The organism is Streptomyces monticola, from assembly GCF_042665355.1.
Lineage (GTDB): Bacteria > Actinomycetota > Actinomycetes > Streptomycetales > Streptomycetaceae > Streptomyces > Streptomyces monticola.
Window position 1 is genome coordinate 1 of record NZ_JBHTCF010000003.1, and the last position, 25,083, is coordinate 25,083.

At 68.6% G+C, this 25,083-nt stretch carries 20 protein-coding genes and 1 pseudogene; 7 read left to right on the forward strand and 14 right to left on the reverse strand.

Translation table 11 applies throughout. The annotated features are described in order from the left end of the window. The 6 genes and pseudogenes from ACFQVC_RS08390 to ACFQVC_RS08415 form a co-directional block, all read right to left on the reverse strand. A partial coding sequence (locus ACFQVC_RS08390; protein ID WP_381828350.1) for a glycosyl hydrolase family 28-related protein occupies positions 1–868 on the reverse strand: 868 nt, incomplete at its 3' end. Positions 869–996: 128 nt separating this feature from the next. Next, positions 997–2,655 (reverse strand): annotated as a pseudogene (locus ACFQVC_RS08395) (glycosyl hydrolase); the annotation flags it as partial. 916 nt (positions 2,656–3,571) lie between these two features. After that, on the reverse strand, positions 3,572–5,134 hold the full coding sequence (locus ACFQVC_RS08400; RefSeq protein WP_381828353.1) for an alpha-amylase family glycosyl hydrolase: 1,563 nt from the start codon (positions 5,132–5,134) through the stop codon (positions 3,572–3,574). Positions 5,135–5,203: 69 nt separating this feature from the next. After that, positions 5,204–6,085: a carbohydrate ABC transporter permease gene (locus ACFQVC_RS08405; protein ID WP_381828355.1), complete on the reverse strand. Its 882-nt coding sequence runs from the start codon at positions 6,083–6,085 to the stop codon at positions 5,204–5,206. A 7-nt stretch (positions 6,086–6,092) separates the two neighbouring features. Then, a complete protein-coding gene (locus ACFQVC_RS08410; protein WP_381828358.1) occupies positions 6,093–7,043 on the reverse strand; it encodes a carbohydrate ABC transporter permease in 951 nt (316 codons plus the stop codon). Beyond that, positions 7,043–8,410 carry an ABC transporter substrate-binding protein gene (locus ACFQVC_RS08415; RefSeq protein ID WP_381828361.1) on the reverse strand — a complete coding sequence of 456 codons (1,368 nt, stop codon included), beginning with the start codon at positions 8,408–8,410 and terminating at the stop codon, positions 7,043–7,045. The genes ACFQVC_RS08410 and ACFQVC_RS08415 overlap by 1 nt, the downstream gene beginning before the upstream one ends. A gap of 413 nt (positions 8,411–8,823) precedes the next feature. Here ACFQVC_RS08415 and ACFQVC_RS08420 point away from each other — a divergent pair, with 413 nt between their 5' ends. Together ACFQVC_RS08420 and ACFQVC_RS08425 are read left to right on the forward strand one after the other, a co-directional pair. Beyond that, positions 8,824–13,140 carry a discoidin domain-containing protein gene (locus tag ACFQVC_RS08420; RefSeq protein WP_381828364.1) on the forward strand — a complete coding sequence of 1,439 codons (4,317 nt, stop codon included), beginning with the start codon at positions 8,824–8,826 and terminating at the stop codon, positions 13,138–13,140. Positions 13,141–13,398: 258 nt separating this feature from the next. Next, a complete protein-coding gene (locus tag ACFQVC_RS08425) occupies positions 13,399–13,752 on the forward strand; it encodes a chitin binding peritrophin-A domain-containing protein (protein WP_381828366.1) in 354 nt (117 codons plus the stop codon). Positions 13,753–13,807: 55 nt separating this feature from the next. Here ACFQVC_RS08425 and ACFQVC_RS08430 read toward each other — a convergent pair whose 3' ends face one another. Then, entirely contained in the window at positions 13,808–14,209 is a 402-nt protein-coding gene (locus ACFQVC_RS08430; protein WP_381828368.1) for a glycosyltransferase, read from the reverse strand. Between the two features lie 289 nt (positions 14,210–14,498). Here ACFQVC_RS08430 and ACFQVC_RS08435 point away from each other — a divergent pair, with 289 nt between their 5' ends. Beyond that, a complete protein-coding gene (locus ACFQVC_RS08435; protein ID WP_381829507.1) occupies positions 14,499–15,851 on the forward strand; it encodes an ABC transporter ATP-binding protein in 1,353 nt (450 codons plus the stop codon). 179 nt (positions 15,852–16,030) lie between these two features. Beyond that, the gene (locus tag ACFQVC_RS08440) at positions 16,031–17,056 is read left to right on the forward strand and encodes a LacI family DNA-binding transcriptional regulator (protein ID WP_381828370.1); all 1,026 of its coding nucleotides are present in this window, start codon (positions 16,031–16,033) and stop codon (positions 17,054–17,056) included. On the opposite strand, the gene ACFQVC_RS08445 is transcribed toward ACFQVC_RS08440, so the two are convergent. From ACFQVC_RS08445 to ACFQVC_RS08470, 6 genes are all read right to left on the reverse strand, one after another. Continuing rightward, complete coding sequence (locus ACFQVC_RS08445; RefSeq protein WP_381828373.1) at positions 17,043–17,411, reverse strand: ArsR/SmtB family transcription factor; 369 nt, start codon at positions 17,409–17,411, stop codon at positions 17,043–17,045. The two genes, ACFQVC_RS08440 and ACFQVC_RS08445, sit on opposite strands and share 14 nt — an antisense overlap. A 118-nt stretch (positions 17,412–17,529) precedes the next feature. After that, positions 17,530–18,318 carry a winged helix-turn-helix transcriptional regulator gene (locus ACFQVC_RS08450; RefSeq protein WP_381828376.1) on the reverse strand — a complete coding sequence of 263 codons (789 nt, stop codon included), beginning with the start codon at positions 18,316–18,318 and terminating at the stop codon, positions 17,530–17,532. Positions 18,319–18,376: 58 nt separating this feature from the next. After that, positions 18,377–19,225 carry a phosphate ABC transporter ATP-binding protein PstB gene (pstB, locus tag ACFQVC_RS08455; RefSeq protein WP_381828378.1) on the reverse strand — a complete coding sequence of 283 codons (849 nt, stop codon included), beginning with the start codon at positions 19,223–19,225 and terminating at the stop codon, positions 18,377–18,379. Between the two features lie 75 nt (positions 19,226–19,300). After that, positions 19,301–20,212: a phosphate ABC transporter permease PstA gene (gene pstA, locus ACFQVC_RS08460; protein ID WP_381828381.1), complete on the reverse strand. Its 912-nt coding sequence runs from the start codon at positions 20,210–20,212 to the stop codon at positions 19,301–19,303. Further along, positions 20,212–21,162, reverse strand: coding sequence for a phosphate ABC transporter permease subunit PstC (gene pstC, locus ACFQVC_RS08465; protein ID WP_381828383.1), 951 nt, complete (start codon positions 21,160–21,162; stop codon positions 20,212–20,214). The genes pstA and pstC overlap by 1 nt, the downstream gene beginning before the upstream one ends. Next, positions 21,159–22,136, reverse strand: coding sequence for a PstS family phosphate ABC transporter substrate-binding protein (locus ACFQVC_RS08470; protein WP_381828386.1), 978 nt, complete (start codon positions 22,134–22,136; stop codon positions 21,159–21,161). Before ACFQVC_RS08470 ends, pstC begins: the two co-directional genes overlap by 4 nt. A gap of 264 nt (positions 22,137–22,400) precedes the next feature. Between ACFQVC_RS08470 and ACFQVC_RS08475 the strand changes: the two genes are divergently transcribed. Both ACFQVC_RS08475 and ACFQVC_RS08480 read left to right on the forward strand, forming a co-directional pair. Then, positions 22,401–23,294: an NAD(P)-dependent oxidoreductase gene (locus ACFQVC_RS08475; protein ID WP_381829508.1), complete on the forward strand. Its 894-nt coding sequence runs from the start codon at positions 22,401–22,403 to the stop codon at positions 23,292–23,294. A 136-nt stretch (positions 23,295–23,430) separates the two neighbouring features. After that, entirely contained in the window at positions 23,431–23,889 is a 459-nt protein-coding gene (locus ACFQVC_RS08480; protein WP_381828389.1) for a hypothetical protein, read from the forward strand. Positions 23,890–23,937: 48 nt separating this feature from the next. Here ACFQVC_RS08480 and ACFQVC_RS08485 read toward each other — a convergent pair whose 3' ends face one another. Beyond that, positions 23,938–24,492: a hypothetical protein gene (locus tag ACFQVC_RS08485; RefSeq protein ID WP_381828391.1), complete on the reverse strand. Its 555-nt coding sequence runs from the start codon at positions 24,490–24,492 to the stop codon at positions 23,938–23,940. Here ACFQVC_RS08485 and ACFQVC_RS08490 point away from each other — a divergent pair. Continuing rightward, on the forward strand, positions 24,461–24,961 hold the full coding sequence (locus ACFQVC_RS08490) for a hypothetical protein (RefSeq protein WP_381828393.1): 501 nt from the start codon (positions 24,461–24,463) through the stop codon (positions 24,959–24,961). The two genes, ACFQVC_RS08485 and ACFQVC_RS08490, sit on opposite strands and share 32 nt — an antisense overlap. Positions 24,962–25,083: the final 122 nt, after the last annotated feature.

Below are 25,083 nucleotides of genomic sequence, written 5' to 3' on the forward strand. Positions count from 1 at the left end.
TGACGTCCTTGATCCCCACCTGGTTGTAATCGCCCCTGTCCTGGGGGTCGTCGGTGAGGATCTTCTGCTCCTGGCGCCACTGTCCTGCCGGAATCCACACGCACTCGATGGTGCCGTTCTGGTCGGCGGTCACCGCCTTCTGGATCGCGGTCGTGTCGTCCTTCCCGTCGTCGGGGACCGCCCCGTACTCGGTGATCGACGTGCAGTCGGCCGGCTTCTCCGCCGGTGGGGCCACCTGCTCCAGATCGACCAGGTCGACGACGTAGTACTCCGCGTCGTCGCCCTCATCGCGCTGCAGACGGAACTTGGTGCCCTCCGGGTAGGACTCCTTGAGCAGGGCGTGCGATTCGTCGAAGAGGCGTCGCGCGTCGCCGCCCGGGGTGTTGGTCAGGCCCTCCGGCTGGTCGGTGTTGCCGTACAGCCAGCTGTGCTTGGACGACAGCTTGATCTTCTGCACGAACTTTCCGTCCGCGTACAGGCTCAGCGTCTTCTCCTGACCGCCGCCGCCCGCAGCGTCCGGGATGGAGTTGCGTACCACGATCGAGTTGGACGCGCTCTTCGACGTGAACTCCACATACTGACCAGCCGAGTTGAGGCGTACCGACTTGCGGCCCGAGGACTCCGTGGCGAAGTTGGTGTGCCCGAACGGACGCTCGGGCTCGGCCTCGAGGAGCGTGCCCTCGTAGGTGCCGTCCTCCGCCTCGTACTCGGCGTACGGCACGGCCGCGCCGCGTTCCGCCGCGGTGGCGCGTGCGGACGTCTTCTTGTCACCGGCGCCGGCGCTGTCGTCGGACCCGCCGCCGGTGGCGTTGGCGGCCATGGGCAGGAGCACCGACGCGGCCAGGCCGGCGCCGAGCGCCATGGCCATGACGCGCCTGCTCCGTGGGCTTCGGTGCGCGGCACCTCGCTCCTGGCTTGTTTGCTTCCGTCTCATGCGGCTCATGGGGGTCCTCAATTCCGTGGGGGGGTGAGGGATTGGTTGGCTGGTGGGGCGGCTCACTCCACGTTGATCTTGAATGTGGAGGTGGTGTTGTGGATGTCCTCGGCGTTGTCCTTGAGCGTGAGCCCCTTGAAGGTGGCCTCACCGACCGCCGGGCCCTGTCCCTGCTCGGGCATCTCGTTGGCCCAGATACCGAAGCCGGACTTCTTGTCGAACTCGTCACCGGACTTCTGCGCGCCGGAGATCGTGATGTTCGACAGGACCGTGTCCTCCACCGGGTTCTGCGCCTGACCGCCCACGTAGTTCGTCTGGAACATGACGCCGTGGTAGGTCGGATCGGTGATGTTCACGTTGTCCACCCGGATGGCCCGGAACGGCTTCGACGCGGAGAACATCCAGATGCCGGGGAAGGTCTGCCCGTTCCAGAAGTGACCGCCGGCCCGGTCGATGGTGATGTCCTGGAAGTTCGTCGGATCGGGCCCGAAGCCGTTCATCGGGTAGCCGAAGTCCAGCGAGGAGACGGTGATACCGGAGTAGACCAGGGTGTCGGCGATATGGATGTTGCGGAAGGTGTTCAGGCGGCCGCCGTACACCGCGAGGCCCGCCGCGCGCCAGGTGACCTTGGCGGTGAGGTTCTCGTAGACGTTGCCGGTCTGCTCGCCGCCGCCCGCGTCGGTCGCAGAGAACAGCGCGAACGCGTCGTCGCCGGTGCCGCGGGTCTCGCTGTCGGCGACGAGGTTGTCGGCGGAGCCGTTGGTCATGTTGACGCCGTCGGCGAAGGTGTTGCGGATGCGGTTGTTCTTGAGCGTCATCTTGTCCGTGTTGGCGCCCCAGTAGAGACAGACCATGTGCTCGGCCCAGATGTTCTCGATGGTCATGCCGGAGACGTTCTGGAAGTCGAAGACCTTGCCGGGTCCGTCGATACGCGAGGTGTAGTTACCGAAGTACGCGAAGCCCGAGAAGACCGAGCCGTTGGCACCCTGGTCGGCCCGGAAGCCGATGTCGGTGTTCTCCTGCCCCGAGGGGGCGTGGAAGCGTGTGAACCACGGCCCGGCGCCGATCACCTTCACCGGCTTGCCGTACACCTGGAACTTGCTGCTCGTCTCGTAGTCACCGGCCGGCAGATAGACGCCCTCGATCTTCCCGGTGGTGTCCATCCGTGCCTTGTCCAGGGCGTCCTGGACGTTCTGGTGGCTGGTGCCCGCAGGCTCCACGTACGCGTCCGGGTCGGGGTTGGGTGCGGCCGCGGCCTTCTCGAAGTCCACGAAGTCGATCGCGTACTTAGAGGAGTTGTCGCCGTCCTTCTGGAGCCTGATCTTGGCGCCTGCCGGGACGGTGCTGCCCAGATCGAGGCGGGCCTCGTCGTAGATGTGCCGGGGCGGGCCCGCGCCCGGGTCGTTGCCCGGCTGTGCCTCCGGGCCGTACAGCCAGGCGTACTTGGAGGTCAGGTCGAACGCCTTGGTCTGCTCGCCGTCCACGTAGACGTTGAGCGTGGCGTTGTCACCGTCCGGGATCGAGAACCGGGTGACCAGGGTGTTGGTCTCGGCCGGGGCGGTGAACTCCACATACTGGCCGGTCTCGTTGAGCGTCACAGCCTTGCGCCCCGACGCTTCTCCGGCCACGTCCCCGATCTTCCGGTTGGGCCCGGCCACCTGCGCGCCGCCGCCCGCGGTGGCGGATTCGGCCTCGACGGTGGTGTACGGCATGTCGGCGCCGCCCGCGGCCCGTGCACCGGCCTTGGCCCGTGCACCGGCCTTGGCCCGCTCACCGCCCGTGGCCTGGGCGGTGCGCTTCCGCGCGAGTGCCGCGCCGCTCTTGGGCGGGGTGAACGCGGCCTTGGCGCCCGCCTTCGACCCGGCGTCGACCGTACGGCCTGCGGCGGGGCTGTCGGCGGACTGGTTGCCCGCCGCGTCCCGGGCCCGCACCGAGTAGCTGCTCTTCTCCGCGTCCGGCCCCGCGGCCGAAGTGTCCTTCCAGGACAGCTTCTTGGCCGGGAGGCTGGCTCTGAGCTCACCGTCGGCGTACACGTCGTACGCGGTGGCGCCCTCGGCCCGCTGCCAGCTGAGCGTGCCGCCCTTGAGCGCCGTACCGGCCGGGACCTCGGGGGATGCGGTGTCGCCGGAGCGTGCCGCGTGGACGGTGAGTTCGCCCACTCTCTTGGCGCCGCTGACCCGCAGATGACGGACCGCGGCGCCGTTCAGAGCGAAGGTGACCTTGCCCCTGCGGGCCTTGATGCCGGAGAGCTCGCTGAAGTCCTTTCCGTTGGTGGAGCCTTCGAGGCGGACGGTCTGGGCCGCTCCGGGCAGCCGGACCTCGGCCCGGTCGAGTCGCCGGGTCTCGCCGAGGTCGGCGGTGACCCAGCCCTTGCTGCTTCCCTTCGCATAGGTGCCCGGATCGCCGTCCTGGGCACGGTCCGCGCCCTCACCGGTGAGACGCAGGGCAAGAGGTCCCGGGTCCTCACCCGGCTGGGCCGACACCACCTGCCAGCTGGTGAGGAGCAGACCCGCGCCGAGCATCGCGGCCAGGGCCGTACGCCACGCGCCGGTACGACGACCGGCGCGATGAATTGTTGTGCGCATGACATTCCCTTCCGTGGGGGGAAGTGGGGGGGGGAAGCCCGGCTGCGGGCCCTCAGGCCCGCAGCCAGACCGCCGTATCCTGTGGCAGGCCACCCCGCGGGGAGATAGGGCCGCTGGCCAACAGGAGTTCGGTGTCCGAAGGCAGCGCCACGTCGTCGGGCCCGAAGTTGACCAGACAGATCCACGTGGTGCCGTCCTGCTCGGAAGTGCGCGCGAAGGAGAGCACCCGTGGCTCGTCCGCGCGCAGTCGGCGCAGCGGTCCCGCGTCGCCCAGAGAGCGCCGCAGCCGCAGTGCCGTGCGGTACAGGGAAAGCATCGAGTCGGCGTCGTGCAGCTGCCGTTCGGCGGCGTACCCGGCCCAATCGGGCGGCGCGGGCAGCCAGCTCGGCTCCGGGGCCCCGTCCCAGGGCAGCGGCACCCGGCAGCCGTCCCGGCCGGGGTCGATACCGCCGGAGCGTGCGTGCATCGGGTCCTGGATCAGCTCCCGGGGGATCTCGGCCTCGGGAAGGCCCAGTTCCTCACCTTGGTAGAGATAGACGGAGCCGGGCAGCGCCAGGGTGAGCAGGGCGGCGGCCCGCGCCCTGCGGGTGCCGAGCTCCAGATCGGTGGGGACCCCGAAGCGCTTGCGGTCGAAGGCGAAGCCGGTGTCGTCGGCCCGGCCGTAGCGGGTGACCGTACGGGTCACGTCGTGGTTGGCCAGGACCCAGGTGGCGGGCGCGCCGACCGGGGCGTGGGTGGTCAGGGTGCGTTCGATCGACTCCCACAGCTCTGCCGGGTCCCAAGGGCGGGACAGGAAGTCGAAGTTGAAGGCCGTGTGCAGTTCGTCGGGGCGCAGATAGCGGGCGAAGCGTTCCGCGTCCGGCAGCCAGATCTCGCCGATCAGCGCGGCGCCGTACTCCTCGGCGATCCGCCGCCAGGAGCGGTAGATGTCGTGGAGTTCGGGCCGGTCGTGGAAGGGATGCGGGCTTGCGGGGTCGATCGGGGGCAGTCCCTCGGCCTTGGCGAGCAGCGCCGCGGAGTCGATCCGGACGCCGGCCGCGCCGCGCTCGAACCAGAACCGCAGCACGTCCTCGTGTTCCTGGCGGACCTTGGGGTGGTTCCAGTTGAGGTCGGGCTGCTCGGGCGCGAAGAGGTGGAGATACCACTCGCCGTCCTCGGTACGCGACCACGGGACCCCGCCGAACTCGCCGACCCAGTCGTTGGGCGGCTCCTGCGAGTACGGCCGGAAGTGGAAGAGTTCCCGCTCCGGGGAGCCGGGCCCCGCCGCAAGGGCCGCCTTGAACCACTCGTGCTGGTCGGAGACGTGGTTCGGGACGATGTCCACGATGCAGCGCAGGCCCAGCTCCTGGGCCTCGGCGATCAGCTTCTCGGCCTCGCCGAGGGTGCCGAACGCCGGGTCGATGGTGCGGTAGTCGGCGACGTCGTAGCCGCCGTCCGCGAGCGGCGAGAGGTACCACGGGGTGAACCACAGTGCGTCCACGCCGAGTTCGGCCAGATAGGGCAGCCGGGCCCGGACGCCGGCCAGATCGCCGGTGCCGTCGCCGTCGCCGTCGGCGAAGGAGCGGACGTACACCTGATAAATGGCAGCGCTGCGCCACCACTCCGTGCTGGACAAGAGGGAGTCCTTTCGTACGAGTCGCGTACGGACCTGGGGACGTGCGGCGGCGGGGTTACCGGCTGCGGCTCATCCCTTGAGACTGCCGGCGCTCAGCCCGGCGATGATCTGGCGCTGGAAGACCAGGAAGAGCGCGATCAGCGGCAGTGAGGCCATCACGAGTCCGGCCACCAGACTGTTGAGCGGGGTGTCCGACGCGACTCGCTGCAGGAACACGCTCAGCGGCTGCTGCGCCGGGTCCGGCAGGACGAGAAGCGGCCAGAGGAAGTCCTTCCAGGCCGTGACGATGGAGAGGATGGAGACCACGGCGAGGATCGGCCGGGACAGTGGCAGCACCACGCGCCACATGGTCGTCAGCGGTCCGGCGCCGTCCATCTTCGCCGCGTCGAGGAGTTCGTCGGGGATGCGGTCGAAGAAGTTCTTCAGGATGTAGATGTTGAAGGCGTTGGCGGCGGCCGGGAGCCAGACCGCGCTGGGGCTGTTGATCAGGTTGCGGTTGAACAGGGGGACGTCGACGACCGTGAGGTAGACCGGCACGAGGAGTGCGGTGGCGGGCATCATCAGGGTCAGGAGCATCAGGCCGAGCACCAGGTTCCCGAACCGCGGGCGCAGTTTCGACAGGGCGTAGGCGGCCGGTACCTGCACCGCCAGTTGCACCAGCCAGGCCCCGCCGGCGAGGACGACCGTGTTGAGGAAGTAGCCGGCCAGGTCCATCTCGCGCCAGGCCTTGGCGTAGTTCTCCGGGTGCCAGGTCTCGGGGATGTACGTGGGCGGGTTCTGCGCCAGTTCCGTGGACGACTTCATGGCGCCGGTCGCCGCCCAGTACATCGGGACGATGAAGGCCACCGTGAACAGCGCCAGGGCGACGGCGAGCACCGACCAGTAGATCAGCCGGCCTTTGCGGGTCTTCAGGACGGCCGGGCGTACGAGGGTGCGCATCGAGGCGGACATCCTTCTCTCACTCCTTCGAAGCGCGGGTGACCCGCAGATAGAGGGCGGAGAAGGCGCCCAGGACGAGCAGGAGCATCAGGCTCAGTGCGCTGGCGGTGCCGAAGTCGTTGTAGACGAAGGCATAGCGGTAGACCAGGAACATCACGGTGACCGTGGAGTCCTCGGGGCCGCCGCCGGTCATCACGTACGGCTCGGTGAACACCTGCATCGTGGCGACGATCTGGAGCAGCAGCAGAACCAGGAGCACGAACCGGGTCTGCGGGATGGTGACATGGCGCAGGCGTTGCCACAGGCCGGCCCCGTCCAGTTCCGCGGCCTCGTACAGCTCGCCGGGGATGGTCTGGAGTGCGGCCAGATAGATCAGGGTCGTGGTGCCCATGTTCGCCCAGGTCGACACGATGACCAGGGAGATCAGCGAGGTGGCCGAGGAGTCCAGCCAGGCCGGGGTCGGCAGGCTCAGGGAGCGCAGAATCTCGTTGAACAGGCCGGGGCCCGGGTCGTAGAACCACTTCCACATCAGCGCCACCACCACGGGCGGCAGCATCACCGGGAGATAGACCAGGACCCGGAAGTACGCCCGTGCGTGCCGGAATTCATTGAGGAGCACCGCCGTCAGGAACGGCACCGCGAAGCCGAGCACCAGCGCGTACAGGGTGAACAGGCCGGTGTTCTTCCAGGCGGTGAGGAACAGCGGGTCGCTGAACAGCTTCTCGAAGTTGGCGAAGCCGGCCCAGGTGTTGCCGGTGGCGAAATTGACGTGCTGGAAGCCGAGGATCACATTGCGGACGATCGGCCACCACGAGAACAGCGCGAAGATGACCACTGCGGCGCAGAGGAATCCGTACGCCGTCATGTGCTCGCGCAGTGCACGGCGCCGGGCCGCCCGCCGCTTCCCGGGGACCGGGAGCAGCGGGGGCGGGGCGGCGTGCCGGGGAGGAGTCTTCAGGGACATGCTCATCAGGAGGCGTTGTAGATCGCGTTGACCTTCTTCTCGGCGTCGTCGAGAAGCGCGTCGATGTCGGCGTCCTTCTTGGTGAGGACGGCCTGCATCGCGGAGTCGAGCACCGCGTAGACCTCCTGGGCCTTCGGCGGTTCGATCACGCCGGGCACCTTGGGCGCGGCGTCCATGAAGGCCTGGTAGTTCTCGGTCGGCACGTTGGCGTTCTTCTCCTTGATCTGCTCGATCTTGTCGCGCACCGAGCCCTTCCAGATGTCCGGTGTGGGGGGCATCGGAAGGCCGACCGGGAGCTTGTCCTTGACGTTGTCGGTGACGTTCTGCTCGATGACGTCCGGGTTGAGGAACTTCCACTGGAGCCACTTGACGCCGGCCTTGATCTTCTCCGGCGAGGCCTTGGGGTTGATCATGTAGCCCTCGCCGCCGAGCAGGGTGCCCTTGGCGTCCGGTACGGGGGCGAGGCCGTAGTCCGCGTACTTGCCGCCGAACTGCTTGGCGATCACGGTGATGTTGTCGGCCGCCGAGACATACATGCCGAGCTTGCCCGCGCCCATCATCCGTTGGACGTCCTCGACCTGGAGCAGCTGCTTGCTGCCCATCGAGTTGTCCTTCCAGCGCATGTCGTGCAGATCCTGGAGGGTGGCCCTGCCCTCGGCGGTGTTGAACGCCGCCTGCCACTTGTCCCCGTTCCCCTCGGCGATCTTGCCGCCGCGTGAGTACAGCTCGGACGTGAAGTGCCAGCCGCCCTGGTTGTTCTTGGACAGATCGGCGTAGCCGACGGTGTTGCCGCCGAGCGCGGCGATCCTCTTGGCGGCCTCGCGGACGTCCGCCCAGGACTGCGGCGCCTTGTTGGGGTCGAGCCCGGCCTTCTTGAACAGCGCGCGGTTGTAGAGCAGGCCCATCGAGTAGTTCGCCGTCGGCAGGCCGAACTGGCGTCCCTGGCCGTCCTGAAAGATCTTCATCAACTGGTCCTGGATGTCACCGCGATGCGGCATGTCCTTGATGGCATCCGTGATGTCCGCGGCCTGTCTCTTCTCGATCAGGGACCGGGTGTCGGTGAAGTAGACGTAGAAGACGTCCTCCAACTTGCCGCCGGCCAGCTTCGCGTTGAAGGTCTTCGGGTCCATGAAGCCCTCGTGGGGCACCACGTCGATGTCCGGGTTGGCCTTCTCGAACTGCTTGACGTGCTTGTCGAAGAGCTTGCGCTCGAAGGCCTGGGTCTTGGGCGGCTGCCCGTTGACGTCGAGCTTCACCTTGCCACCGGAGTCCTCCTCGGCTCCGTCGCTGCTTGTGCCGCAAGCAGTCGACGTGACGAGCGCAAGAACGGTGACGGTGGCGAGTGCGAGCAAGCGGCTGCTCGTGGATGACATCGGAAGACCCCCTCCGGGTCGTGCTGAAAGGCGCGGTTCCGCACTGCGTGAGCAGCACGGGAGCGGCGCTGACGGGCACAGTCGGCTCCGCCGCGGTGCTATGGGTGCCGGGTGCGGCGCACACTCAACCACCAGCGACAGCAGAGCACAATATCTCGCGCATACATTGCAAAAACTCGATAGCCGGGCCGCGAGAGGGTGCGGCTCCCACCAGGCCGCACCAGAAGGGGCCTTGGAACTCCGCAGGAGGAGCGGTCAAGCGCAAGCGCCGTGGGCACCGAACACCGACGAGGGCGGGCGCGGCCACAACTTCCGTTCTGGGCGTAGTCAACTCAACACTTCTCTGCAACTCTCCTACTTCTCAGCGCGAAAACCTGCGCATCACCAGAGTGAGTGAGGGAGCTCCCAGAGCCATGAGACGCACCAGAGCCGCAACGGGCATCGCACGAAGACCTCGCTGGAAATGGCGGTCCATCGCCGCCGGGCTTGTCGCCACCCTGCTCCTGCTCGGCCTGCCCGCCCTGTCGGCGACCGCCGCGGGCGGCCCCGACCTCGCCGCGGGCAAGCCCGCCAAGGCCAGCAGCAGCAAGGGCGAGTACGGCGCCGGGAACATCACGGACGGCAACCAGGCCACGTACTGGGAGAGTTCGGGTTCCGACTTCCCGCAGTGGGTACAGGTCGACCTCGGCCGCAGCGTCCGCGTCGACGAGGTGGTCCTGAAGCTGCCGCCGGCCTGGGAGGCCCGCAAGCAGAGCCTGTCCGTGCAGGGCAGCGCGGACGGCGCCGGCTTCAGCACCCTCGCCGCCTCGGCCGCCCACTCCTTCGAACCCGGCAGCGGCAACACGGTGTCGGTGCGCTTCCCGGCCGCGCAGACCCGTTACGTACGCCTGCACATCACCGCCAACAGCGGCTGGCCGGCGGCACAGCTGGCCGAGCTGCAGGTGCACGCCGCCGCCGGCGCCTCGCCGAACCTGGCACTCGGCAAGACGCTCACGGCGAGCAGCCACACCCAGACCTATGTCGCCGCCAACGCCAACGACGGCAACCGCGCCAGCTACTGGGAGAGCGAGAACGGCAAGTTGCCGCAGTGGATCCAGGCCGACCTCGGCACCTCGGTGCGCGTCAACGAGGTCGCCCTTCGTCTGCCCGGCGGCTGGGGCACCCGCATCCAGACCCTGAAGATCCAGGGCAGCGAGAACGGCACGGACTTCACCGATCTGAGCGCGTCGAAGGAGTACACCTTCAACGCGGCTTCCGAGCACTCCGCGACCCTCTCCTTCGACACCGCCACCACCCGCTATGTACGCGTCCTGATCAGCGCCAACTCGGCACAGCCCGCGGGTCAGTTGTCCGAGCTGGAGATCTACGGCCCGGCGGGCGGCGACACGCAGGCGCCCACCGCGCCCAAGAACCTCGCCTGCACCGAGAGCGTTCCCGGGCAGATCAAGCTCACCTGGGAGGCCGCCACCGACGACAAGGGCGTGACCGCCTACGACGTGTACGCCAACGGCGAGCTGCGCACCAGCGTCGCCGGTGATGTGCGCACGTACACGGACACGCAGCCGGCGAGCGCGACCGTCACGTATCACGTCCGCGCCCGTGACGCCGCGGGCAATGCCTCAGCGAACAGCAACTCGGTGACCCGCAAGGGCGATTCGGGGGACACACAGGCCCCGACCGCCCCCGCTGAGCTGGCCTACACGCAGCCCTCCAGCGGTGAGATCAAGCTGAACTGGGGTGCCTCCACGGACAATGTGAAGGTCACCGCGTACGACGTGTACGCCGACGGCAATCTGCTCAAGTCCGTCGCCGGTGACGTCACGACGTACACCGACACGCGGGCCGCGAGCGCCACCGTCTCCTACTACGTCCGGGCCCGCGACGCCGCGGGCAATGTCTCGGCGCCCAGCAACACCGTGACCCGGCCGGGCGGCGGCAACGCCGATCTGGCGGCGGGCAAGCCGATCACCGCTTCCTCGGTGATCCACACCTATGTCGCCGAGAACGCCAACGACGGCCAGGTCTCCACCTACTGGGAGGGCGCCGCGGGCAGCTATCCCAACACCCTGACCGTCAAGCTCGGCGCCAACGCGGATGTCGACGCGGTCGTCATCAAGCTGAATCCCGACCCCGGCTGGAGCCCGCGCACCCAGACCGTGCAGGTGCTCGGCCGGGAGCAGAAGGCCGCCGACTTCACCTCCCTGGTGGCGGGCAAGGAGTACTCCTTCAGTCCGTCGGGCAACCAGAACACCGTCACCATCCCGGTCTCGGCCCGCGCCGCCGACGTGCGCCTCAGCTTCACCGCGAACAGCGGGGCCACGGCGGGACAGGTCGCCGAGTTCCAGGTCATGGGCAAGGCGGCACCCAACCCCGACCTGGAGGTCACCAAGATCACCCACTCCCCCACGGCGCCGGTGGAGAGCGATGAGCTGACGCTCGGCGCGACCGTGCACAACCGCGGCAGCGAGGCGTCCGCGGCCACCGATGTCACCTTCCGGCTCGGCGACGACAAGGTGGCCACCGCGGCCGTCGGCGCGCTCGGTGCCGGGGAGTCGGCCACGGTGAGCGCGAAGACCGGGGCGAAGGCCGCGGGCTCGTACCCGTTCAGCGCCGTCGTCGACGAGAAGAACGACGTGATCGAGGAGGACGAGAGCAACAACACCCACACCAGCACAAGTCCTTTGGTCATCAAGCCCATTGAGTCGTCCGACCTGCTCGCTTCCCCGGTCAGCTGGACACCGTCCGCACCCGCCGCAGGGAAGGAGGTCACGTTCAGCGTCGCGATCAAGAACCAGGGCACCCAGGCGTCGGCGTCCGGCGGGCACGGCATCACGCTGACGGTACTCAACGCCCAGGGCACCGCGGTGAAGACCCTGACCGGCACACACACCGGCACCATCGGCGCGGGTGACACCACGGCGCCGGTCAAGCTCGGCACCTGGACGGCGGCAAACGGCAAGTACACGGTCAGGACCGTGATCGCCGACGACGCCAACGAGCTGCCGGTCAAGCGTGAGAACAACACCAGCACCAGGTCGCTGTACGTCGGCCGCGGCGCCGACATGCCCTACGACACCTACGAGGCCGAGGACGCCGTACTCGCCGGCGGCGCGAAGACCGTCGGCCCCAACCGCACCATCGGCGACGTGGCGGGCGAGGCCTCGGGCCGCAAGGCCGTCACCCTCGACTCCACTGGTGCCTCCGTGGAGTTCACCGCCAAGCAGGACACCAACACCCTGGTCACCCGCTTCTCCATACCGGACGCTCCGGGCGGCGGCGGCACCAGCGCGACCCTGAACGTGTACGTCGACGGCGCCTTCCGCAAGGCCATCGACCTGACCTCCAAGTACGCCTGGCTGTACGGCGCGGAGGCCTCCCCCGGCAACTCGCCGGGCGACGGCCCGGCCCGGCACATCTACGACGAGGCGCAGCTGCTCCTCGGCGAGACGGTGAAGGCCGGCAGCAAGATCAAGCTGCAGAAGGACAACGCCAACACCTCCAAGTACGCGATCGACTTCATCGACCTGGAGAAGGTCGCGCCCAAGGACAACCCCGACGCGGCGGCATACGCCGTACCCGCCGGATTCGGCCACCAGGACGTGCAGAACGCCCTGGACAAGGTCCGGATGGACACCACAGGGAAGTTGACCGGCGTCTATCTGCCGCCGGGCGACTACGAGACGTCCAGCAAGTTCCAGGTCTACGGAAAGGCGGTGAAGGTGGTGGGAGCCGGGCCCTGGTACACCCGGTTCCACGCCCCGAAGTCCCAGCAGAACACGGACATCGGATTCCGTGCCGAAGCGAGCGCGAAGGGTTCTGCCTTCACCGGCTTCGCCTACTTCGGCAACTACACGTCCCGCATCGACGGTCCCGGAAAGGTATTCGACTTCCAGAACGTCTCCGGCATCACCATCGACGACATCTGGAACGAACACATGGTGTGCCTGTACTGGGGCGCCAACACGGACAGCATGACCATCAAGAACTCGCGTATCCGCAATATGTTCGCCGACGGCATCAACATGACCAACGGCAGTACGGACAACCTCGTCTCGAACAATGACGCGCGAGCCACGGGCGACGACAGCTTCGCGCTCTTCTCCGCGATCGACGCCGGCGGCGCGGACATGAAGAACAACGTCTACGAGAACCTCACCACGACCCTGACCTGGCGTGCGGCGGGCATCGCCGTCTACGGCGGCTACAACAACACCTTCCGCAACATCCGGATCGCCGACACCCTGGTCTACTCCGGAATCACGGTCAGTTCCCTGGACTTCGGCTACCCGATGAACGGCTTCGGCACCGATCCCACCACACTGGAGAACATCTCCATCGAGCGTGCGGGCGGCCACTTCTGGAACGGTCAGACCTTCCCCGGAATCTGGCTCTTCTCCGCCTCGAAGGTCTTCCAGGGAATCCGCATCAACAACGTCGACATCACCGACCCGACGTACCACGGAATCATGTTCCAGACGAACTACGTGGGCGGGCAGCCGCAGTTCCCCATCAAGGACACGATTCTGCGGGACATCACCATCACGGGAGCGAAGAAGAGCGGCGACGCATTCGACTACAAGTCGGGATTCGGTCTGTGGGCCAATGAGATGCCCGAGCAGGGACAGGGCCCCGCGGTGGGCGAAGTCACCTTCCACAACCTGAAGATGAGCGACAACGCACAGGACATCAAGAACACCACGTCCACGTTCAAAATCAACATCCAGCCCTGAGCGACCGCGTAAGGGTCACCGCGCGTGAGAACCCCCGCAGGTAGGAGTCCCCGCGCGTAAGGAGGTGCAGGCAGCGCATGGCCCGGCCCCGGCCGTCCCGATCAGGGACGGCCGGGGCTTTCGCGTGCCGCCCGTGGCCGAGAGTGGATCGCTCGTACGAGTGGTGACGGGGCATCGCCGCGTGCGCACGGGCGGGCCTGGTTACCCGGCGCGTCGTCCATCCACCCGTCCATCCCAGCAACGTGAGGAGAGCGTGCCATGAGTCATGAACCCGTACGCAGGCGTGGTCTGCGCAGGACGATGGCGGTCGCAGCAGCCGGGGCCGTGCCGGCCCTTGGTGCGGCGGTGCCCGCACAAGCGGCGGCGGGGGACGCGGGCAGTCGGGCGGCACCGGCGCCGGCCGGGGAGCCCGTGGGGGTGTGCCCGCAGGTGGACGGCCCGTATCCGGTGTTCCTGCCCGACTCCGAGGACAAGGCCGTCTACTACGAGTGCAGCGGAGGCATGCCGGTCGTCCAGTGGTGTCCGGAGGGCTTGCACTTCAACCCCGCCCTCAGCACCTGCACCTTCCCGGAGGACGTCCCCCAGCCGGCCGAACGCGGGCCTGCGGGGTGAGCCTGCGGGCCCGCGCCTGCCGCGACGGACCTCGGCAGTGCAGGAACGTGAAGCCTCAGCGGTGCAGGAACGTGAAGAGTGCCTCCCGCCGGTCGATCACGCCCTGGGGTTCGTAGCGGAGGGCGGAGCGGCGGGCGGCCTCGCCCAGGCGCCTGCGCAGGGCTTCGTCGGCCATGAGCCGGCGCAGCGCGGCGGCGAACGCCACGGTGTCCCCGGGTGGCGCGTGCAGCCCGCTGTTCTCGTCCTCGACCAGGTGCCGCACTCCGGCGGAACAGTCGAAGACGACGGGCGCGAGGCCGTGCGCCATGACCTCGGTGAGGGCGAGCCCCCAGCCCTCCGCGCGGGACGGCAGCGCGAAGACGGACGCCGCGCACAGGGCGGCCGGCACATCGGCCGTCCGGCCCATGAAACGCGCTCGGCTCGATACCCAACCGGGCCGCCAGGGCGCGCAGTTCACCCCGGGAGTTGGAGCTTCCCCGTGCGTCGACCACCACCGTGACGTCGGGCCTGTCCCCCTGCCGTCCGCCCTCCCGCGTAGTACGCCAGGGACAGACCGGTGCCGAGCGACTCGTCATCGGGGTGGGCGTGAACGAACAGGATGCTCGCGGCAATACTCATGACCGCAATGAGACACCTTCATCATGGATTTTCACAATGGAGTTGAGCAATTTCCTGACCTACATCTTGCGGGTCCGGACATGGCTGCTTATGGTCCACCGCACTCCTTCAACTTCAGGCGGATGTCCATGAGTCGCGCCATCGAGCTGCGAGATGTGAGCAAGAAATACGGTGACTCCTACGCCGTGCGGCAGGTCTCGTTCACCGTCGAACCGGGCGAGTTCCTGGTGCTCCTCGGCCCTTCGGGGTGCGGCAAGTCCACGGTCCTGCGCATGATCGCGGGCCTGGAGGACATCACCGAGGGCGAGCTGTTCCTCGGCGGCGAGCACGCCAACTCACTGCTCCCCCGGGAGCGCGACATGAGCATGGTGTTCCAGAACTTCGCCCTCTACCCGACCATGACCTCGCGCGAGAACATCGGCTTCCCCCTGTCGTTGCGGGACCCGGCGGCCGACCACGACCCGGCGGTGGAGGCGACCGCGCGCATGCTCGCCATCGAGGACCTGCTCGAGCGGCTGCCCGGCCAGTTGTCGGGCGGCGAGCGACAGCGCGTGGCCATGGGCCGGGCGATTTCTCGGCGCCCCTCGGTCTTCCTTCTCGACGAGCCACTGGCCAGCCTCGACGCCAGGCTCCGCCACCACCTGCGTACCGAGATCTCCCGCATATCGGCCGAACTGGACGCCACCACCCTCTATGTGACGCATGATCAGTCGGAGGCGATGTCGCTCGGGGACCGCGTGGCGGTCCTGCGCGACGGCGTCCTGCAGCAGCTGAGCCCACCGCAGGACCTCTACGCCCGGCCGGCGAATGTCTTCGTGGCGGCCTTCGTCGGCACTCCGCGCATCAACCTCCTCGACGGGGTCGTGCACGCTCCGCTCGACGGCCCGATGGCACTGCATCTCGGCCGCCAACGCCTGTTGCTCCCACAGCCGTTGAGCGTTGACCACCAGCTCCTGCGCATCCAGCAAGGGCGGCGAATCATCGTCGGCCTGCGCCCCGAGGACATCCGGATCGCGCCACCGGGCCGGGCGCGCCCCCGCGAGGCGGCGCTGACCGGCACCGTGGAGCACGTCGAATACCAGGGGCACGAGGCGCTGGTGCATGTGAACACCGGGTCGCGGCCCGCCGTCGTACCGGATCTGGAAGCCTCGCGCCCCCGCGCGGAAGGCCGGCTCACGAGCGGGCCGCGCAAGCGCCGCTTCGGCCGGGTGAAGGACCGCGCGGCGGCCGCCCTGTCCCCTCACGCACCGCTGCTGTCCGCCGCCCCGGCCCCTCACCCCGCCCCCGCCCCCGCCGACAGCCCGCACGAACGCCGAACGACGGTCACCGCCGACCTGGTTCTCCGGTCCACGCCCCAGGAACGGGTACGGGCCGGCGCCCAAGTGCCGCTCCTCGTCGACCTGGAGCGGCTCTACGTCTTCGATCACACAGGGAGCAGGATCTGCCCGGCACCGGACGGGATGCCCGCCCTCGATCACTAAGGGCTTGCGTGCCCTCATTGAGGGCTTGCGTGCACCGGTGGGAGGCCACTGACGCCAAGACCGGTTCCCTGCCACCCAGTTGGAGGCCGGCGAGACGAGTCCGCGCACACATAACCAGGGTGGCTGGAATGAAAGCCCGGCCGTAACTGGCTTGCGGTTCTTGCGCTACTCTTGCGTATATGACACGACGACTTGCTCAGGTGGCGAAGAAGGTCGGAGTCAGCGAGGCAACGGTCAGCCGTGTCCTCAATGACAAACCCGGTGTCTCCGCAGCGACACGACAATCCGTACTGACGGCCCTTGATGTCCTCGGATACGAGCGGCCGACACAACTGCGCGGCGAGCGCGCCCGGCTCGTCGGCCTCGTGCTGCCGGAGCTGCAGAACCCGATCTTCCCCGCGTTCGCCGAAGTCATCGGGGGCGCGCTCGCCCAGCAGGGACTCACACCCGTGCTGTGCACCCAGACCAGGGGCGGTGTCTCCGAGGCCGACTACGTCGATCTGCTGCTCCAACAGCACGTCTCCGGCGTGGTGTTCGCGGGCGGCTTCTTCGCTGAGTCCGACGCACCGCACGACCACTACCACCGACTGGCGGAGCGGCAGATCCCGGTCGTCCTCATCAACGCGTCGATAGAGGGCCTCGACTTCCCCTGTGTCGCGTGCGACGACTCCGTCGCCGTCGAACAGTCATGGCGCCATCTCGCCTCGCTCGGGCACGAGCGGATCGGTCTGCTGCTCGGCCCCTCCGACCACGTGCCGTCCCGGCGCAAGCTGGACGCCGCCCGGAAGGTCGCGAAGGACGCGGGCACGGAGCTGGCCGACGAGTACGTGGAGCGGTCGATCTTCTCCCTCGAAGGCGGCCAGGCCGCCGCCGCACGTCTCCTGGGGCGCGGGGTCACCGGCATCGTGTGCGCCAGCGATCCGCTCGCCCTCGGGGCGATCAGGGCGGCCCGCCGCCGGGGCCTGACCGTCCCCTCCGACCTGTCGGTCGTCGGATTCGACGACTCGGCCTTCATGACCTGCACGGAGCCGCCGCTGTCCACGGTGCGACAGCCCATCGAGGCGATGGGACGCGCGGCGGTCGACCTGCTGTGCGCCCGGATCCAGGGCACCCAGACCCACCCCGGTGAGCTGCTCTTCGAGCCCGAACTCGTCGTCCGCGGCTCGACCGCACCGCCGCCCCTCGGGACGGTCAGTTCTCGCTGAGGTCGAGAATCTCCCGCAGCCGGCGCACTCCGTCCTGGTTGACCGAGAACCAGGCCCAGGTGCCGCGCCGTTCGCGGTCAAGGAGCCCCGCTTCGGTCATGACCTTCAGATGGTGACTCACGGTCGGCTGGCGGAAGTTGAGGCAGGCGGTCAGATCGCAGACGCACGCCTCACCGGCTGGCGAGCCCTCGATGAGCCGCAGGATCTGCAGCCGGGTGGGGTCGGCGATGGCCTTGAGCATGCCCGCCAGGCGTTCGGCCTCGCCCCGGTCGATGAGATGGCAGGCGAGGTGCGGCGTACACGTCTCCGTCTCGTCCGCCGCCGTCTGCGGCACATCCTCTGCAATGACGCTCATCTGTTCACCATAAGGTCCGGGTTGATCGGCCAAGCCATGGCCAGGGATCACACGAGCCACTGTTCACTCACCGTTCACCCTCCTTCGGGCAACCATCTGCCGGGACCGGCGGCCGCACCTACCTCTGCGGGGCCGGGCGGATCGATGCCGCCGGGGCTCCCGTGCGGGCGGTCGGGCCGCATTCGAGGCGGTAGCCCAGACCGCGGATGGCGTCGATGGTGCAGCGGCTCCCGACGCCTTCCCGGAGTCTGTTGCGCACCCGGCGGATGTGCACGGTCAGGGTGTTGCTGTCCGGCTTGTCCGTGCCCCACAGCGCACGGCTCAGTTCCTGGCGGCTCACGACCCTGTTGGGGCGTTCCATCAGGTAGCGCAGGAGCAGGAACTCACGGACCGGCAAGTGCAGGGGGCGGCCTCGTACATGGACATGGAATCCCGCGGCGTCGAGTTCGATGTCCCCCACCACCAGCGTCTGTTCCGGCTCCGCGGGCGCGGTGCCGCCGCTGAACAGTGGCAGGATCTCCGCGGCGCGGTAGGGCCGGGCGACAAGGGCGACTGCGCCCTTGGCCAGGGCCGCCGTGGCCTCGTGGGCACCGCCGGGGCCTGCGCCCACGAGGACCGGCACCGGATGAAGTTTGGCGATCAGCTCGGTGACCCGCGCGGCGCCGACGACGGGCAGGGGTGCGCCGAGCAGGACCATACGGGGGTGGTGGGCACCGATCTGGAGAAGCGCTTCGGCACCGTCGTGGCAGACCAGGGTCGTCACGCCCGCGGCCGCGAACCGCGCGGCCGTCCTCGCGGCCAGCTCCTCGTCGGGCTCGGCAAGGACCAGATCCGCGCTCGTGCCACCTGCGGGGCCGTCGGAACCGCTCGCGGCGGTGACCGGTGGCCGCCGTGGGTCGGGTGTCACCCGGGGAGCTCCTTCACGTGAACCGCGCAAAGGGACGGACCTCGGACTTCAGGGACGCTCAGCCGAAGCGACCGGAGATGTAGTCCTCGGTGCGCTGGTCGGAGGGGTTGGAGAAGAGATGAGCCGTCTCGTCGTACTCGACGAGACGGCCGTGGCGTGCGCCTTTGTCGTCGACGTCGGCGGTGAAGAAGGCGGTGCGGTGCGACACCCGCGCCGCCTGCTGCATGTTGTGCGTGACCACGATGATCGTGAACTCCTGCGCCAGCTGCTCCATGAGGTCCTCGATCTTCGCGGTGGCGATCGGGTCAAGCGCCGAGCATGGCTCGTCCATCAGGATCACCTCCGGTGACACCGCGATGGTGCGGGCGATGCACAGGCGTTGCTGCTGGCCGCCGGACAGGGCGAGCGCCGAGGTCTTGAGCTTGTCCTTGACCTCGTCCCACAGCGCGGCATGGGTGAGGGTCTGCTCCACCAGGTCGTCGAGGTTGCCCTTGAAGCCGCCGACCCTGGGCCCGTACGCGATGTTGTCGTAGATCGACTTGGGGAACGGGTTGGGCTTCTGGAAGACCATGCCGATGCGGCGCCGCACCTCGATGGGGTCCACCTCACGGCCGTACAGGTCTTCGTTGTGGTAGCGGATCTTCCCGGTCACCCGGGCGCTCGGGATGAGGTCGTTCATGCGGTTGAAGCAGCGCAGGACGGTGGACTTGCCGCAGCCGGACGGGCCGATCATCGCGGTGATCTGGCGCTGCCCGATGGACAGGTTGACGTCCCGGACGGCTTCGTGGCCGCCGTAGTGGACCGACAGGCCGCCGATGTCGAACACCGGGCTGCTCAGGGACCGGGCCGCACGGAAGGCGACCTGCGGGGTGCGGGTGCCGCCGGTGGAGTCGGGTTCTGAAGTCATGGCGGTCTCCTGCGCATGAGTAACTGGTGTGTCGTGTCGATCAGTTGTGGGGGTCATGGAGGTCATGGCCGGCGGTCACCAGCTGCGGGAGTAGCGGTTGCGCAGCCAGATCGCCAGGGAGTTCATCGCCAGGAGGATCGCCAGGAGGATGACGATCGCGGCGGAGGCCAGGGCGACGAACTCGGCCCGTGACTGGCTGATCCAGTTGAAGATCTGGATGGGCAGGACCGTGAACTGGCTTTCCACACCGGTCGGGTTGAAGGTGATGAAGGTCAGCCCGCCGAGCAGCAGCAGCGGAGCCGCCTCGCCGATCGCCCTCGACAAGGCGAGGATCGAGCCGGTGGCCATGCCCGGAACGGCCGCCGGAAGCACCTGGCGCCAGATGGTCTGCCACTGGGTGGCGCCGAGGGCCAGGGACGCCTGGCGGATGGACTGCGGCACCGCCCTGATCGCCTCCCGAGAGGAGATGATCACCACGGGCAGGACGAGCAGGGACAGGGTGAGCGAGGCGGTCAGCACGGTCTGGCCGAAGCCCAGGCCGCGGGAGATGATGCCGAGTCCGAGGATGCCGTAGACGATCGACGGGACCGCCGCCAGGTTCTGGATGTTGATCTCGACGGCGCGGTTCCACCACCGGTTCGGATCGGCGTACTCCTCCAGGTAGATCGCGGTGAGAATGCCGGTGGGCAGGCAGTACAGCGCGGTGAAGCCGATCACCCAGATGGTGCCCATGACCGCCGACTGGGCGCCCGCGCCGGCCGGGTCGATGATGTCGGGGAAGTTCGACCAGATACGCGAGTCCAGGCGTGGCCATCCTTCGATGACGACGTACGCGAGAAGGGAGGCGAGGAACACGACACCGACGGCCAGGGATGCCCAAAGGGCCAGATGGAAGAAGCGCTCCCGCAACGGCGTGCCGCTCCCCCTGAGCCTGGGCGCACCGGGTACGCCCATGACCGGGTCCCGCTCGACGACTTTGGAACTCATCACTCGTACACCTCCCGGTACTTGCGCACCAGGCGGATGCTGACCAGGTTCATCACCAGGGTCATCGCGAAGAGCAGCGCGCCGACCGCGAAGATGGTCTGGTATCCCGTGGACCCGGTGGGCAGGTCACCGATGCCGGCCGCCGCGATGAAGGCGGTCATGGTCTGCATGCCTTCGAGCGGGTCGAAGGACAGATTGGGCCGGCCGCCCGCGGCGATGGCCACGATCATCGTCTCGCCGAGCGCCCGGGAGATGCCGAGGACGATGGCGGCGACGATCCCGGACAGCGCGGCCGGGAACACCACACGCGTGGAGACCTGCATCCGCGAGGAGCCCAGGGCGAAGGCGCCGTCGCGCAGCGCGTGGGGTACGGCGCTCATCGAGTCCTCGGCGAGCGAGGCGATCGTCGGGATGATCATGACGCCCATCACAAATCCCGCCGCCAGCGCGTTGAAGACCTGCGGGCCGTTCCCACCCGGCCAGATGTCCTGCAGCAGCGGGGTGATGGCCTTGAGCGCGAAGAAGCCGTAGACGACGGTGGGAATGCCCGCGAGCACCTCGAGCACCGGCTTGAAGAACGCCCGCACACGGCGGTTGGCGTACTCGCTCAGGTAGACCGCCGCGCCCAGGCCCAGCGGCACCGCCACGAGCAGCGCGATGAGCGTGACCATCAGTGTGCCGCCGACCAGCGGCAGCACACCGAAGTGCGGCGGCTTGAACAGCGGCGACCACTCCGTGCCGGTGATGAAGTCGCCGAAGTTCACCCGCGAGAAGAACTCGGCGGCCGGAGGGATCAGCGCGATGACGATGCCGACCGTGGTCAGCACCGAGACCAGGGAGGCGGCCACCAGGAGGACCTTGATGGCCTTCTCGCCGTTGCGTGGCTGCGACCGCTTCAGGAAGCCCGGGCTTCCTGAAGCGGCCCGCCGCCCGGCAGCCGGTGAACTCATGACTTGTGCTGCGCCTTGAGGTTCTCCAGGCCCTTCTTCAGCTCGTTCTCCTGCTCGGAGTTGAGCGGCACGAAGAGGGACTTCTCCGCGATGTCGGCGTGGTTCTCGACATAGAACTCGACGAACGCCTCGACCTGCTTCTTCTCCAGGGATGCGGCCTTCGGGTAGATGAACAGGGGCCGGGACAGCGGCTTGTACGTGCCGTCCTGCACCGTCTTCGTGCTCGGCTCCACACAGCCGTCACCGCCGTCGATCTTCAGCACCTTCAGCTTGTCCTTGTTCTCCTCGTAGTAGGAGAGCCCGAAGTAGCCCATGCCGCCCTTGGAGCCGGAGACTCCCTGCACCGTGACGTTGTCGTCCTCGCTCGGCGAGTAGTCCGTACGTGATTTGCCCTCTTCGCCGTTGATGGCCTCGGTGAAGTAGTCGAAGGTGCCCGAGTCGGTGCCCGCGCCGAAGAGTTCGAGCTTCTGGCTGGGGAACTTGGGGTCGACCTGGTTCCAGTTGTTCACCTTGGAGCCGGGCTCCCAGATCTTCGCCAGCTGCTCGACGGTCAGGCACTCGGCGAAGTCGTTGTCCTTGCTGATCACGACGGACAGACCGTCATTGGCGATCTGGAACTCCTCGTACTTGATGCCCTTCTTCTCGCAGGCCGCCTTCTCCTCGTCCTTGATGGCGCGCGAGGCATCGGAGATATCGGTCTCGCCGGCACAGAACTTCTCGAAGCCACCGCCCGTCCCCGACGTGCCGACGGTGACCCTGACTCCGGCGTTCTGCTGCTGGAACAGCTGGGCGGCGGCCGTGGACAGCGGCGCCACCGTGCTCGAACCGTCGACCTTCACGCTCCCCGACAGCTTGTCACCGCTGTCGTCGTTCGAGCCCGCGTCGGCACCGCCGCACGCACTCGCCGCCAGCATCACCGCCGCCGTCACGGCCAGCGCGGTCCTGGCCCGGCGCAACGAAGTGGGAATGTTCACGTGACTCTCGATCCTCGTGTCTGCCGGAGACTTCCGGCCATCTGGATGAGGTGCGCAGCGCGCGCCGTTCGGACACTTCGGATCGAAGCTCGCCTATGTGAACTCCCGGTGTATGCACGGGACTTGACTCATGAACGATAGCCGGGCATCTATATAGACGGATCATGATTTTCACCCGTGGTGACGTGTTTCCCCAGGTCGCCACCGCACCCCCGGGCCCAAGGCGCCGTATGGAACAGATAAGTTGACGCGATGAACGACGCGATGAACGACGAACTCACCGTGAGTGTCCTGGGCACCGGCATCATGGGCGCCGCGATGGCCCGCAACCTCGCCGGGGCCGGACACACGGTCCGCGCCTGGAACCGGAGCCGGGCCAAGGCGGAGCCGCTGGCCGCCGACGGCGTGATCGTCGCCGACAGCCCCGCCGAGGCCGTACAGGACGCCGATGTCGTCCTGACCATGCTGTACGACGGTCCCGCGGCCCTGGACGTCATGCGACAGGCCGCCCCCGCCCTGCGCCCGGGGACCGCGTGGGTACAGTCGACGACCGCCGGCATCGAGGCGATCGTCGACCTCGCCGACTTCGCCCGCGCACACGACCTCGTCTTCTACGACGCCCCGGTCCTCGGCACCCGCCAGCCGGCCGAGTCCGGCCTGCTCCTCGTCCTGGCCGCCGGCCCCACCGCACAGCGCGAGCGGGTGACCCCCGTCTTCGACGCGGTCGGCGGCCGTACGGTGTGGACCGGTGAGGACGGCGCGGCGGGCACGGCGACCCGGCTGAAACTGGTGGCCAACAGCTGGGTTCTGGCGGCCACTGCCGCGGCGGGCGAAGTCCTCGCCCTGTCCCAGGCGCTCGGTGTGGACGTACAGCGCTTCTTCGACGCGATCGCCGGCGGCCCGCTCGACATGGGCTATCTGCACGCCAAGTCGGCGCTCGTCCTGGAGGACCGGCTCTCCCCGCCCCAGTTCGCGGTCGGCACCGCGGCCAAGGACGCCCGTCTCATCGTCGAGGCCGGTGAGGCGAACGGCATCCGCCTGGACGTGGCCGCCGCGAGCGCCGCCCGGATGGAACGCGCGGCCGCACAGGGCCACGCCGACGAGGACATGGCCGCCGCGTACTTCGCGAGCTTCGACGAGCGGCGGCCGAACGGCTGACTCCGCAGGGCGGGGCGGGCGAAGTCACCGGTCCTCGCCAGGAGTTCCCGGATACCTCGCGCCCGCCGCCCCGACTCCGGTCACGCTGGGGACGGTTGTCCCGGCGCCGTTCCGGGGCCCGGGCGAGGGGGCGGGGATGGCAGACGACACGGATGTCCTGCTCGAGCTGTGGAAGGGGCATCGCGACGAGGCCCGCCAGATGGAGAACCAGCGCGCCACCCTGACCCACGTCGTGATTCTGGTCGCCGCGGCCGGCCTCGGCTTCCTGGCGCAGGACGGAGCCCTGGGTACGTCCTCGCTCGTGGTGACGGTGCCGATGTTCGTCCTGGGTGCCTTCGGGGCTGTGGCCGGTACGAAGTACGGGGAGCGCTGGGCCGTGCACTCCGGCCTCCCCGACCGGCTGCGCCATGAGGTGGGCCTGCGTCGCCCGGGGCTGAACCTGTCCGGTCTCATCGAGGACAACCACGTGGAGCACCGCGCCGAGTTCCCCCGTATTTCCAGGGTCAGGATCTGGGTGCTCCGGGTCGGCATCCACGGGGGAATCGCCGCCGGCGGCTTCGCGCTGAGCCTCTGGGCGCTGGTGCGGGGGCGTTGACCGGAGGCCCCGTCAGCCCTCGGGCACGACCGCGCAGCTGTGCCTGCATCAGCCGCCGCCCCCGCTCTCACCCCACCACTCCCGCACCCGTCGGCGCACCTCCGGCGGGTAGTTGTGGGCGAACGAGCAGCGGCGGGGGCGCTGTGGGCCGGGTTCGGGCAGCAGGCAGTTGTGGGCGAGCTTGGGGCCGGTGGCCGTCATCCGCTCCGCGGCCGTGTAGCAGATCATCAGGGGCAGCAGGGGCATGTCCTCGAACGTGAGCCGTCCGTCGCGTGGATGGCCGCGGGTGGCGAACGCCCAGACGACTTCGGCGAGATCCGTCGGGTCGATGTCGTCGTCCAGGACGATCACCCGGGCCATCCACCGGCCGAACCGGGTGGCAAGGACGGTCTCCGCGATCTCACGGGTGAGTTCCTGCGCGGCGGGGCCGAACCGCTGTCTCCAGTCCGCGGTCACGGTGATGACGCACCAGTGGCCCGCCGTCTCCAGGGGCACCCAGGCCATGTCCACGGGAAGGCCGTGTGCGCGCAGCACGCGCCGGCACTCCGCCGCCGCTGTCAGCGCGGAGACCGTGTGGTCCTCGTCCACGGGCTGGCCGGCCACGACGACGGGGAGGGTCTCCGAGGCCAGGTACGGGACGCCCAAGGCCGCCTTCAAGGCCCTGCTGACAGCTGAGGCGCTGCACAGCAGGTCCACCTCCCCCGCGGGCCGCTTCACTTCGTATCCGGCCGCCGCCCTGCACTATCAGCGGGCCCGGGCACTCGGCGCCCTGGGCGACCTGCCCGCCGCCATCGACTCCTTCCAGGCCTCACTGCGCGAGCGCGCCACGGATGAGCGCCGGTCCCTCACCCTGACCCACGCCCGGCTCGCTGAGACACTCCTGCGGCTCGGTCACCTGGCAGCCGCCTGCGAGCACTGGGGCACCTTCCTCGACCATCGCGCCCAGCTCCACTCCTCCCGCGTCCAGCGCCACGTCACCACACTGCGTCAGCAACTCCATCCCCATCGGAACCGCCCGGACGTCGCTCAACTGCTCGCCCGTACGGTCGACTTCACGGCCGGGCGGCGGTGACCACGGCCTGTGCCGCCGCCTCGGCCGAATTCCGGTGGAAATTCCACAGCAACTCGACAGTGGGCCCAGTGCGCCCGGGAATTCTCGTCGTCGCCCATTCCGGGCATATCCAGGGGACTGCG

Excerpts from the sequence above, each read along its gene's own strand:
- ACFQVC_RS08415 (WP_381828361.1), bottom strand. The coding sequence starts at position 8,410 with ATGTCATCCACGAGCAGCCGCTTGCTCGCACTCGCCACCGTCACCGTT.
- ACFQVC_RS08445 (WP_381828373.1), bottom strand. The coding sequence starts at position 17,411 with ATGAGCGTCATTGCAGAGGATGTGCCGCAGACGGCGGCGGACGAGACG.
- ACFQVC_RS08425 (WP_381828366.1), top strand. The coding sequence starts at position 13,399 with ATGAGTCATGAACCCGTACGCAGGCGTGGTCTGCGCAGGACGATGGCG.
- ACFQVC_RS08420 (WP_381828364.1), top strand. The coding sequence starts at position 8,824 with ATGAGACGCACCAGAGCCGCAACGGGCATCGCACGAAGACCTCGCTGG.
- pstC (WP_381828383.1), bottom strand. The coding sequence starts at position 21,162 with ATGAGTTCACCGGCTGCCGGGCGGCGGGCCGCTTCAGGAAGCCCGGGC.
- pstA (WP_381828381.1), bottom strand. The coding sequence starts at position 20,212 with ATGAGTTCCAAAGTCGTCGAGCGGGACCCGGTCATGGGCGTACCCGGT.
- ACFQVC_RS08475 (WP_381829508.1), top strand. The coding sequence starts at position 22,401 with ATGAACGACGAACTCACCGTGAGTGTCCTGGGCACCGGCATCATGGGC.
- pstB (WP_381828378.1), bottom strand. The coding sequence starts at position 19,225 with ATGACTTCAGAACCCGACTCCACCGGCGGCACCCGCACCCCGCAGGTC.
- ACFQVC_RS08480 (WP_381828389.1), top strand. The coding sequence starts at position 23,431 with ATGGCAGACGACACGGATGTCCTGCTCGAGCTGTGGAAGGGGCATCGC.
- ACFQVC_RS08435 (WP_381829507.1), top strand. The coding sequence starts at position 14,499 with ATGAGTCGCGCCATCGAGCTGCGAGATGTGAGCAAGAAATACGGTGAC.
- ACFQVC_RS08440 (WP_381828370.1), top strand. The coding sequence starts at position 16,031 with ATGACACGACGACTTGCTCAGGTGGCGAAGAAGGTCGGAGTCAGCGAG.
- ACFQVC_RS08410 (WP_381828358.1), bottom strand. The coding sequence starts at position 7,043 with ATGAGCATGTCCCTGAAGACTCCTCCCCGGCACGCCGCCCCGCCCCCG.
- ACFQVC_RS08405 (WP_381828355.1), bottom strand. The coding sequence starts at position 6,085 with ATGTCCGCCTCGATGCGCACCCTCGTACGCCCGGCCGTCCTGAAGACC.